This window comes from Actinoplanes sp. NBRC 103695 (assembly GCF_030269485.1).
Classification (GTDB): domain Bacteria; phylum Actinomycetota; class Actinomycetes; order Mycobacteriales; family Micromonosporaceae; genus Actinoplanes.
Genome location: NZ_BSTL01000015.1, coordinates 69384 through 80648 on the forward strand (window position 1 = coordinate 69384; position 11265 = coordinate 80648).

General features: G+C 69.0%; 9 protein-coding genes. 6 read left to right on the forward strand and 3 right to left on the reverse strand.

Annotated elements, in window-relative coordinates:
- The first annotated feature begins 45 nt into the window (after window positions 1–45).
- Window positions 46–1221, forward strand: coding sequence for a cytochrome P450 family protein (locus QSK31_RS26640; RefSeq protein ID WP_285687081.1), 1176 nt, complete (start codon window positions 46–48; stop codon window positions 1219–1221).
- Window positions 1222–1248: 27 nt separating this feature from the next.
- On the opposite strand, the gene QSK31_RS26645 is transcribed toward QSK31_RS26640, so the two are convergent.
- The 3 genes from QSK31_RS26645 to QSK31_RS26655 all read right to left on the reverse strand — a co-directional run bounded on the left by QSK31_RS26645 (window position 1249) and on the right by QSK31_RS26655 (window position 3297).
- Window positions 1249–2244 carry a S66 family peptidase gene (locus QSK31_RS26645; RefSeq protein ID WP_285687082.1) on the reverse strand — a complete coding sequence of 332 codons (996 nt, stop codon included), beginning with the start codon at window positions 2242–2244 and terminating at the stop codon, window positions 1249–1251.
- Window positions 2245–2289: 45 nt separating this feature from the next.
- The gene (locus QSK31_RS26650) at window positions 2290–2913 is read right to left on the reverse strand and encodes a helix-turn-helix transcriptional regulator (RefSeq protein WP_285687083.1); all 624 of its coding nucleotides are present in this window, start codon (window positions 2911–2913) and stop codon (window positions 2290–2292) included.
- Window positions 2914–2979: 66 nt separating this feature from the next.
- Complete coding sequence (locus QSK31_RS26655) at window positions 2980–3297, reverse strand: hypothetical protein (protein ID WP_285687084.1); 318 nt, start codon at window positions 3295–3297, stop codon at window positions 2980–2982.
- Window positions 3298–3633: 336 nt separating this feature from the next.
- On the opposite strand from QSK31_RS26655, the gene QSK31_RS26660 reads away from it, so the two are divergent.
- The 5 genes from QSK31_RS26660 to QSK31_RS26680 all read left to right on the forward strand — a co-directional run bounded on the left by QSK31_RS26660 (window position 3634) and on the right by QSK31_RS26680 (window position 11147).
- The gene (locus QSK31_RS26660) at window positions 3634–4668 is read left to right on the forward strand and encodes an ABC transporter substrate-binding protein (protein WP_285687085.1); all 1035 of its coding nucleotides are present in this window, start codon (window positions 3634–3636) and stop codon (window positions 4666–4668) included.
- A 167-nt stretch (window positions 4669–4835) separates the two neighbouring features.
- The gene (locus QSK31_RS26665; protein WP_285687086.1) at window positions 4836–7580 is read left to right on the forward strand and encodes an AbfB domain-containing protein; all 2745 of its coding nucleotides are present in this window, start codon (window positions 4836–4838) and stop codon (window positions 7578–7580) included.
- A gap of 71 nt (window positions 7581–7651) precedes the next feature.
- Window positions 7652–9172, forward strand: coding sequence for a sugar ABC transporter ATP-binding protein (locus tag QSK31_RS26670; RefSeq protein ID WP_285687087.1), 1521 nt, complete (start codon window positions 7652–7654; stop codon window positions 9170–9172).
- Entirely contained in the window at window positions 9169–10134 is a 966-nt protein-coding gene (locus QSK31_RS26675; RefSeq protein WP_285687088.1) for an ABC transporter permease, read from the forward strand. Before QSK31_RS26670 ends, QSK31_RS26675 begins: the two co-directional genes overlap by 4 nt.
- Window positions 10131–11147, forward strand: coding sequence for an ABC transporter permease (locus tag QSK31_RS26680; RefSeq protein WP_285687089.1), 1017 nt, complete (start codon window positions 10131–10133; stop codon window positions 11145–11147). The genes QSK31_RS26675 and QSK31_RS26680 overlap by 4 nt, the downstream gene beginning before the upstream one ends.
- Window positions 11148–11265 lie beyond the last annotated feature (118 nt).

The window sequence follows — 11265 nt, forward strand, 5'->3', positions numbered from 1 at the left end:
GGAGTAGCGTCGAATCAGACATTCGTTGACACGGAGGGATAAGCCGTGACGCAGGAGGACCTCGCCGACCCGCTGTTCGCGGCGGACCCGCATCCGACCTACGCGCAGTGGCGCACCGAGGGCCCGATCCGCCGGGTCCGCCTGCCGCGCGGCGTCGACGCGTGGCTGGTCACCGGGTACGAGGACGCGCGCAAGGCGCTGACCGACCCGAGGTTGTCCAAGGCGCCGCGCGGCCCGCAGTCGTACTCCGGCGTGCAGAACGCGATCAACCGGCACATGCTGGCCACCGACCCGCCCGACCACACCCGCCTGCGCAAACTGGTGGCGGCCGCGTTCACCACCCGGCGCATCGAGTCGCTGCGGCCACGGATCGAGGAGATCACCGACGGCCTGCTCGACGAGATGAGCGCCCACGACCGGGTCGACCTGATCGACGCGTTCGCGTTCCCGCTGCCCATCCAGGTGATCTGCGAGCTGCTCGGCATCCCCGTCGAGGACCGGGACTCCTTCCGCGCCTGGTCCAGCGACATCGTGGCCGGCCCCGAGGTCAGCGGCGCCGAACGGCTGCAGTCCTCGATGGGCGCGCTGATCGCCTACATCAAGGGCCTGCTCGACCGCCGGCGCGGCCACCTGGGCGACGACCTGCTCTCCGGCCTGATCGCGGTGCGCGACAGCGGGGACCGGCTCACCGAGGACGAGCTGACCTCGATGGTCTTCCTGCTGCTGATCGCCGGCCACGAGACCACCGTCAACCTGATCGGCAACGGCACCTACCTGCTGCTGAGCGACCGCGCCCGCTGGGAGCGGCTGCACGCCGACCGCTCCCTGCTGCCCGGCGCGATCGAGGAGTTCCTCCGCCTGGAGAGCCCGGTCGAGATGTCCACCGGGCGCGTCGCCACCGACGACCTCGAGCTGGGCGGCCAGCAGATCCACGCGGGCGACGTGGTCCTGGTCGGCCTGCTCTCCGCGAACCGCGACCCTGAACGCTTCGAGGCCCCCGACGAGCTGCGCTTCGACCGCCCGCACAACCCGCACGTCGGCTTCGGCCACGGCATCCACTACTGCCTGGGCGCGCCGTTGGCCCGTCTGGAGGCGACGATCGCCTTCGACAAGCTGCTGAGCCGATTCCCCCGGCTCCGCCTGGCCGTCCCGCCCACGGACCTGATCTGGCGCCCCGGCCTGCTCCTCCGCGGCCTGACCGACCTCCCGGTCCACCCCTGACCCAGCGCCGGCGCGCCGGTCCGGCTCTCAGTAGTGGGCGATGATGCGGCGGGCCGGACCGTCGACGGTCAGGCGGCCGCCGTACGGGAGGATGTACTGCGGGTCGGTGTGTCCGAAGTCGACGCCGAAGACGGCCATCGCGGACGGGTTGTAGGCGGCCAGCGCCTTCAGGACCGCGGCACGCTGGTCGGCCCGGTACTGAGCGCGGTCTGCCGGCGGGCGTGGACTGGCGAAGTGGGTGGCCTTGGCCGCCGCCACGACGACGGCGGGGAACTGGGCCAGCAGGCCCCGTTCGCCGGCGTTGCGGAGCATCCGGAAGACCTCCTCGGCCGGCGGCATCTCCTCGGACGTCTCCAGCAACAGCACGCACCCGGCGTAGTCGGCGGGCGGCAGGATCCAGCGGCCGGCGGCCAGGTTCCAGTGCAGGATCTCCAGGTTGCCGCCCCACGTGGGCGCGGTCACCACGCGGTCGGGCTGGTGCCATTCCCAGCCGGGTGACGGCACCGGCTCGGGGGACGAGGTGAGGGCTTCGGGCGTACTCCAGCTGATCTCCTCCTCGCTGAAGGTCTCCACCGGCCGGATCTCGTGGTCTCCGCCGAAGAGGGCGGCGCGCAGCGACGCCGTGGAGACCGGGTGAAGTCCGGCGCCTCGGGCGAGATGCATCTGGGTGGAGCCGCCGTGGAACCCGGTCAGGCCGTGCGTCCACAGCCAGTTCAGCAGGTTGGTGTTGTCCGAATAGCCGAAGTACGGCTTGGGGTCGGCCAGGAACGGCGCCGGGTCCAGGTGCGGCAGGACGGTGAGCTGGTCGTCGCCGCCGATGGTGGCCAGGACCGCGCGAATGCTCGGGTCGGACCAGGCCGCCATGAGGTCGGCCGCCCGATCCGCCGGCGCGGCGCCGACCGTGCGGGTGGTGGGGAACTCGACCGGGACCAGGCCCAGCTCGTCGCGGAGCCGGCGCATCGCCTGCTCGTGCAGTTCGGGAAAGGGGCCGGGCGCGGCGAACGACGGTGACACCACCGCCACGCGGTCGCCGGGGCGGACGTGCGGCGGTTCGACGAGGGCTCGGATCTAGATCACTCCAGCACGCAGGGCGTAGGCCACGGCGTGCGAGCGGTTCCGCAGGTTGAGGCGGTGCGTGACGCCGTAGATGACGTTCTTGACCGTACGTTCGGAGTAGCAGAGCCGGCCAGCGATTTCGTTGGTGTCCAGCCCGTCCGCCATCAGCCGGAGCACGTCGATCTCGCGGTTCGACAGGCCACCGGCGCCGGTGCCGGCCGGGTTGAGCACCTCGTGCTGGAGCCGTTCCACGTGCTTGATCAGCTCGCCGACCAGGGCGGGCGGGAGCACTCCCCCGCCGGTGGCGGCGGCCTGGATGGCGCGGCCCAGGCGCTCGCCGGACACCACGGACCGAGGCAGCACGGCGACGACCCGGCATTCGACGGCGGTGAGCAGGTCGGCCTCGGAGACCTCCTCGACGATCAGCACGACCGGCGCCGAGCTCTCGGCGGCGGAGCGGCGCAGCGCGGCCAGCGACTCGGGGCGCAGCCGGTCGGTCGCGACAACACGGACAGTCGCCTCGGTCCACCGGTCGGCCGGGAGCAGGCCGAGCTCGGGGCGCTCCTGGAGGTGGGTGAGCAGACCCGCCCGGGTGAGCGGGTCGGACGACTGCACGGCGACGCTGATCTTCTCCATGCCGGTCAGTTAAAAGGTTGACCCTTCACGAACTCTCCAGAGCCGCTCCATAGAAATGCAGAGGCTCTAGAGACGGCGGGCCTGACGCAGCGCCAAGATGTATTTGGGCAGCTCGTTGGCCGCTTCCTCGAGCCGCCCGGGGCCGGTCTGGTCCTGGAAGACGGCGTCGGCGACGATCTGCGCGGCGGAGCCGGGAAGTCCGTCCAGGGTGGGCGTCTCGAGCTCGCGCCACAGCCGGATCACGCGCAGCCGTTCGCACACCGCGGCGAGCGTGCGCTCGAGCGCGGCCACCAGGCGGTCGGCCTCGTCTGCGTCGATCGTCAGCCGGCCGTCCCCGGCGAGATCGAGGAAGACGTCGCCGGCGAAGGGCTGTTCCTCGGACATGCCCTCTAGTCCATCAGTGTGCGGCCGGTGGCGCGACCCCGTGATCGACTGAGTGCCCGGCCGACCAGGCACCTCTGCCCAAAAGACGCCCCGGAGGTCGCACACATCGTCATCGATCTTGCCTGACCCGCGCAACCCGCCTCTGACCTGCGAGAGAGCGCTCCATCACGGACCCGTAAACCTTTGTACGTGCGACCTTGACAACAAAAGTTCGTTGGTGGGTGAATGTGTTTCCGGGTGATTACCCCCTGATGTCACTCGCCCCTCGAAGGAGCCCATGTCATGAGCGCTCATTTCGGTCGCCTGCGACCGGCAGTGATTACTCTCAGCGTTGCCTTGCTCGCGACCAGTGCCTGTGCCAAGTCGGAGGACAGTGACTCCGGCAGTGGTCCGTCCACCGGTTCGTCCGCGGGCGCACAGGTCGCACAGTCGGCCGCGCCCGGTTCCGCCACCTGCACCCTGGAGCAGTTCGGCGGCACCAAGGTGGACCTGAAGACGGCGAAGGTCGGCTTCTCCCAATCGGAGAAGGAGGCCAACCCGTTCCGCATCGCCGAGACCAAGTCCATCAAGGACGAGGCGGCCAAGGTCGGCATCCCGGCCGCCAACCTGACCACCGCCAACGCCAACTCGCAGTTCAACAAGCAGATCGCCGACGTCGAGCAGATGATCGACTCGGGCGTGCAGCTGCTGGTCATCGCGCCGCTGAACTCGGACGGCTGGGACTCGGTCTTCGCCAAGGCGGCGGCCAAGAAGGTCCCGATCATCACCATCGACCGCAAGATCAACGCCAAGTCCTGCACCAACTATCTGACCTTCATCGGGTCGGACTTCGAGAAGCAGGGTCAGCGCGCGGCCGACGAGATGGCCAAGGCCCTGGGTAACAAGGGCGAGGTAGCGATCCTGCTCGGCGCGCCCGGCAACAACGTGACCACGCTGCGGACCAAGGGGTTCAAGGACCAGATCGCCAAGGTCGCGCCGGACATCAAGATCACGTTCGAACAGACCGGCAACTTCTCCCGCGAGGAGGGCCAGAAGGTCTCCGAGCAGCTGCTGCAGTCCAACGACAAGATCAACGGCATCTACGCGGAGAACGACGAGATGGCCCTGGGCGCGATCGTCGCGCTGCGCGGCGCCGGCAAGAAGGCCGGCGACGTGAAGATCGTGACGATCGACGGCACCAAGGGCGCCGTGCAGGCGGTCGTGGACGGCTGGGCCTCGGCGGTCATCGAGTCCAACCCGCGTTTCGGCCCGCTGGCCTTCGAGACCGCGACGAAGTTCTTCAACGGTGAGCCGATCCCCGAGGACATCATCATCGAGGACCGTCAGTACGACGCGAGCAACGCCAAGGCCGACCTCAACAGCGCTTACTGATCGACGCTGACCGGCGGCGCCGCTTCCCTTCGGAGGCGGCGCCGCCTGTCGTGATCAAAGGCCAGGTAGCGGGCCGATAAGCATAGACATAGGTCTATTGCCAGCGGATGTGTCCGCGGGACACGATGAGTTCCCCCAACAGCGCACTTTCTCGAAGGAGAAGGAACGTGACTGCACATCCCCGCTCCCGACGATGGCTCACCGGCCTGGCCGCGGCACTGATCGCCTCCACCGGCGCCGTCGTGGTCAACGCCGGGCCCGCCGCGGCCTTCGTACCCAAGACACCCCCGCTGACCACGCCGTGGACCGGCCAGGTCTCCACGACGAACCCCCTGCCGGAATATCCCCGACCGCAGCTCACCCGCCCGGACTGGCAGAGCCTCAACGGCATCTGGCAGTTCGCCGGCGCGGGCAACACCAACACCCCGCCGGTGGGCCAGACGCTCGCCGAGGAGGTGCTTGTTCCGTACCCCATTGAAAGCGCTCTCTCGGGGATCATGCGGCACGAGAACTTCATGTACTACCGGAAGTCGTTCACCGTCCCGGCCGGGTGGTCGGGACGCAACGTGCAGCTCAACTTCGGCGCCGTGGACTGGCAGTCCAAGGTCTGGATCAACGGCACCCTGATGGGTACGCACGAGGGCGGCTACGACAAGTTCTCGTACGACATCACCGGCGCGCTGCGTGCCGGCTCAAACGAGGTCATCGTCGGCGTCTGGGATCCCGTCGAGGCGCAGGACATCCCGGTCGGCAAGCAGCGCCTCAACCGCGGCGGCATCATGTACACGCCGTCCTCCGGGATCTGGCAGACGGTCTGGCTGGAGCCGACCACCGCCCAGCGCGTCACCCGGCTGGACACCACGCCGAACGTCGCCGCCGGCGGGCTGGACCTGATCGTGCAGGGCACCCAGGCAGGCGCGAGCGTGACCGCCCAGGTGCTCAACGGCACCACGGTGGTCGGCACGGCGACCGGCACGGTGGGCAGCAGCTTCCGGATCCCCGTACCCAACGCCCGGTTGTGGTCCCCCGACGATCCGTTCCTCTACAACCTCAGGGTGACCATGGCCGGCGGCGACGCCGTCGGCGGGTATTTCGGGATGCGGTCGGTGGGCAAGGCGATGCTCGGCGGCACGCTGCGGCCCACGCTGAACGGCAAGTTCGTGTTCCAGCTCGGCACGCTCGACCAGGGCTACTGGCCGGACGGCATCTACACCGCGCCGACCGACACGGCGCTCGCGTTCGACCTGGAGCAGCAGAAGGCGCTCGGCTTCAACATGGTCCGCAAGCACATCAAGGTGGAGAACGACCGCTGGTTCTACCACGCGGACCGGCTCGGCCTGATGGTGTGGCAGGACATGCCGGCGCTGGCCAGCGGCCGCGAGCCGTCGGCCGTGGGACGGACCCGCTTCGAGCGCGAGCTGCGCGAGATGATCGACGAGCACAAGGGCATCACCTCGATCGTGCAGTGGGTGCCGTTCAACGAGGGCTGGGGCGAGTACGACGCCGGCCGGATCGCCGACCTGGTGAAGAGCTGGGATCCGACCCGTCTGGTCAACCACAACTCCGGCTCCAACTGCTGCGACTCCGACCCCGACCCGGGCAACGGCGACGTGATCGACGACCACCAGTACGTCGGTCCGGGCATCTCCCGCCCTCCGACAGCCACCCGCATCTCGGTCAACGGCGAGTACGGCGGCCTCGGCCTGCGTACCCCCAACCACGAATGGCCGACCTCGGGCAAGTTCGCGTACGAGTGGCTGCCCGACTCGAACGCCCTGACCAACCGCTACATCCAGATCACCTCGCGCCTGGTCGACCTGATCAACGGCAACGGGTTGTCCGGATCGGTCTACACCGAGCCGACCGACGTGGAGGAGGAGCTCAACGGCTTCTTCACGTACGACCGGCAGATCCGCAAGATGGACTTCGCGCGCGTCCGCGACACGCATCTGCGGGTGCTCGGGGCGGCGAACGGCACCACATTGTCGCTGAACAAGCCGGTGTCGTTGCGGGTGACCACGACCGGCTACACCGACCGCTACCTGCGGCACCGGGACGGCGCCGCCCGGACCGACGTGATCAACGCGGGCAGCTCCGAGGGTGACAAGAAGGACGCCACGTTCTTCGTGCGTCCCGGCCTGTCCAACAGCGCCTGCTACTCGTTCGAGTCGCGCAACTTCGCGGGCCGGTACCTGCGGCACCGCGCGAACCGCGTCTACAGCGAGGCGAGCACCGGCGGCACCTTCAACGCCGACGCCACGTTCTGTGCCCGGCCGGGCCTGTCCGGCGGCGGCACCTCGCTGGAGTCGGCGAACCTGGCGGGCTCCTACCTGCGGCACCGGGCCGAGGAGGTGTGGGTCGAGACCGACTCCGGCGCCTCGTACAACCAGGACGCCACCTGGGCGGTCAACTCCGGCTGGTGGCGCAGCGGCGCGGACCTGCCGGTCGGGCAGCGCCGGTCGTTCCGGGTCACCACGCCCGGCTTCGACACCCGCTACCTGCGACACCGCGACAACCTGGCACGCACCGACGTGATCACCGCGAGCAGCTCGTCGGCAGACCGGCTGGACGCGACGTTCATCGTGAAGCCGGGCCTGGCGGAGAGCAGCTGCTATTCGTTCGAGTCGGCGAACTTCGGTGGCCAGTACCTGCGGCACGCGGGATACCGGGTGCAGAAGGCGTCGAACGACGGGACGGCGGTGTTCCAGCAGGACGCCACGTTCTGCGCGCAGCCGCCGCTCAACGGCGGGGCGGGAAACGTCTCGCTGGAGTCGTTCAACTACCCGGGCTACCACTGGCGGCACTACGCCGAGGCCGTTTACATCGCCGGTAGCGGCGGCGGCAACGCCTGGGACAACCCCTCCAGCTACAACGCCGACGCCACGTGGAACAACGCTGCCGGCCTCGGTTGATCGGAGGGCGTTAGCGCTAACAAAAATGTCGAGCCTTGACGGAATATGTTGAGAAGTGAGTGAATGCGTTCATGCCGCTGTTAGAGGTTGCCGGCGTCACCAAGACATTCCCGGGCGTACGCGCACTGGACGATGTCTCGTTCACGCTGAACAAGGGCGACGTACACGCCCTGGTCGGCGAGAACGGCGCCGGTAAGTCCACGTTGATCAAGGTGCTCACCGGCGTCTACCAGCCCGACGACGGTGAACTGCGCTACCGGGACGAGAGGGTCTCCTTCGGCACGCCGATGGACGCCCAGAAGTCCGGGATCTCCACGATCTACCAGGAGGTCAACCTCATCCCGCTGATGAGCGTGGCGCACAACCTCTTCCTCGGACGCGAGCCGCGCACCAGATTCGGCACGCTGGACGAGGGGCGGATGAATCGCGAGGCGACGGACATCCTGCGGCGCTACGGCGTCACCACGGATGTCCGCCGCCAGCTCGGCACCCTCGCGCTCGGCGCGCAGCAGATGGTCGCGCTGGCCCGGGCGGTGATGATCGACGCCCGCGTGGTGATCATGGACGAGCCCACCTCGTCCCTGGAGCCGCGCGAGGTGGAGACGCTGTTCGGCGTCATCCGCGACCTGCACGCCCAGGACATCGGCATCGTGTACGTCAGTCACCGGCTCGACGAGCTCTACCAGATCTGCGACGCGGTGACGATCCTGCGCGACGGTCGCGTGGTGCACACCGGCCAGATCAAGGACCTGGAGCGCATCAAGCTGGTGTCGCTGATGCTCGGCCGGGAGATGTCCGAGGTGCGGCGGGAAGGCGCGACCGCGTTCTCCGGCGAGCACACCGGCGCGGAGCAGGCCCCTCCCGTGCTGCGGGCGACCAACCTGAACAGCCGGCACAAACTGCACGACATCAGCTTCGACGTGCGCCCCGGCGAGGTCGTCGGACTCGGCGGGCTGCTCGGCGCCGGGCGCAGCGAGACGATCAAGGCGATCGGCGGGGCGTACCCGCTCGACGGCGGCGAGATCCGCATCGACGGCAAGGAGCTGAAGCGGCCGACCACGGTCGGCGCGGTCAAGGCGGGCATCGCTATCCAGCCCGAGGACCGCAAGGCGGAAGGCATCGTCGCCGGGCTCTCGGTACGCGAGAACATCGCCCTCGCCATCCTCCCCCGGCTCTCGCGGCTGGGCATCGTCTCCGAATCGAAGATCGACAAGGTCGTCGAGATCTACATGCGACGGTTGCGGATCAAGGCCTCCAGCCCCGACCAGCGGGTCGGCGACCTCTCCGGCGGCAACCAGCAGAAGGTGCTGCTCGCCCGCCTGCTCGCCACCCAGCCCAAGGTGCTGCTGCTGGACGAGCCCACCCGCGGCATCGACGTCGGGGCCAAGGCCGAGGTGCAGAGCCTGATCGACGAGCTCGCCGCCGAGGGCCTGGGCGTCGTGCTGGTCTCCTCCGACGCCGAGGAACTTGTCGAGGGCGCCGACCGGGTCGTGGTGCTGCGCGACGGCGTGGTCGTCGGCACGCTCACCGGCGACCAGGTCACCACCGAGGACTTGTTGAACACCATCGCGGCCGCGGGGGAAAACGCATGACCACCCAGGCTCTTCCTCTCAAAAAAGTCGACCTTGCGCAGGTCAAGGCCTGGCTACCCAAGTACGGCGTCTACGCGGCGATCGTGCTGCTGATCCTCTTCAACATCATCTTCACGCCGAACTTCCTGACCTGGAGCAACCTGCGCATCCAGCTGATCCAGGTCGCTCCGATCGTGATCGTCGCCCTGGGCATGGCGCTCGTGATCGGCACCGAGGGCATCGACCTCTCGGTCGGCTCGGTGATGGCTCTCGCGGCCGCGCTGATCCCGCTCTATCTCGGGTACGGCCTGACCGGCGCGATCCTGATCTCGCTGGTGGCGGGCCTGGCCGTCGGCCTGATCAACGGCACCCTGGTGGCCCGGGTCGGTCTGCAACCCATCGTGGCGACCCTGGCGCTGTTCGTCGGCGGCCGCGGCCTCGCCCTGGTCATCTCCGGCGGCCAGCTCAAGGACATCCGCAACGACGACTTCCTCTACCTCGGCTCCGGCGACCTCCTCGGCCTGCCCGTGTTGGTCTGGATCGCCGCGGTGCTCGTCCTCATCGTCGCGTTCGTGGTGCGCCGCACCGTCTTCGGCCGCCGCCTGCTGGCCATCGGCGGCAACCGCGCCTCGGCCGAGCTCGCCGGCCTCCCGGTCAAAAGAGTCCTGATCACCGTGTACGTGATCTGCTCGGTGCTCGCCTCGATCGCGGGCATCCTGGCCGTCGCCCGCATCCAGTCCAGTGACGCCTCGGCGGTCGGCCTGCTGATCGAACTCTCCGCGATCACCGCGGTCGTCGTCGGCGGCACCCCGCTCACCGGCGGCAAGGTCCGGGTGCTCGGCACGGTCGCCGGCGCCCTGCTCATGCAGCTGGTCGTGGCCACCATGATCAAGCACAACCTGCAGCCGTCGATCACCGAGATGGTGCAGGCCGTGATCATCCTGATCGCCGTCTACGTCGCCCGCGAGAGGAAGAGCCGGTGACCCAGTTGGCTACCGAACCCGAGGTTCCCGCGGTCGTCGCGGCGGACGTGCGCCGGGCGGAACGCACCGACCGGATCGTCGGCCGGGTGCAACGACAGGGCGCCCTGGCGGTGCTCGCCGTCGTGGTGATCATCGGGTCGATCGTGTGGGAGAACTTCCGCACCTTCGACAACGCCGGCACGATCCTGGTGGCCGCGGCGCCGCCGATGCTGATCGCGCTGGGCATGACCTTCGTGATCATCACGGGCGGGATCGACCTGTCGGTGGGCTCGCTCTACGTGCTCGGCGGGGTCGTCTCGGCGTACGCGTCGCAGTGGGGTGCCGGGGCGGCCTTTCTGGCGCCACTGGCCGTGTGCGGGGCCATCGGCATCGTGAACGGGCTGCTCATCGCGTACACCAGAATGGCGCCCTTCATCGTCACCCTGGCCGCCCTGCTCGGGGCGCGGGGTCTGATGCGCGCGCTCAGCACCGAGGGCTCGAACACCTACCTGGTCAAGAGCGACGCGTTCCGGTCGTTCGGCACGGGCTCGTTCCTCGGCATCGGCTGGCCGGTGTGGCTGGCCGTCGTGCTGGTCGCGATCGGCATCATGGTGCTCGCCCGCACCCGGTTCGGGCACGCGGTGTACGCGATCGGAGGCAGCGAGGACGCGGCCGGCCTGATGGGCATCGCGGTACGGCGTACCAAAATCTGGGTCTACGTCCTGTCGGGCCTGCTCGCCGGCCTGGCCGGGGCGATCAACGCGGCCAAGCTCGGCTCCGGCGTGACCGTGCTGGGCACCGGCATGGAACTCGACGCGATCGCCGCCGTGGTGATCGGCGGAACGCTGCTCACCGGCGGCGCCGGAACGATCGCCGGAACCGTGGCGGGCGTGCTGCTCCTCGGCGTGATCCAGAACATGATCAACCAGGTCGGCAACGTGCAGTCCAGCTACCAGCAGGTGATCAGCGGCGCGTTCCTGGCCGTCGTGGTGGTCGCCCAGACCTACCTGGCCAAGCTCCGCCGCGTGACGTAGGACCGCGCCGTCGCCGCGCCGTCGCCGCACCGCCGGCTTCCCGCGTGATGTGAGACCCGCGTGATGTGAGACCCGCGTGATGTGAGACCCGCGCACCGCCCGCCTCCCCCGCCCCTGT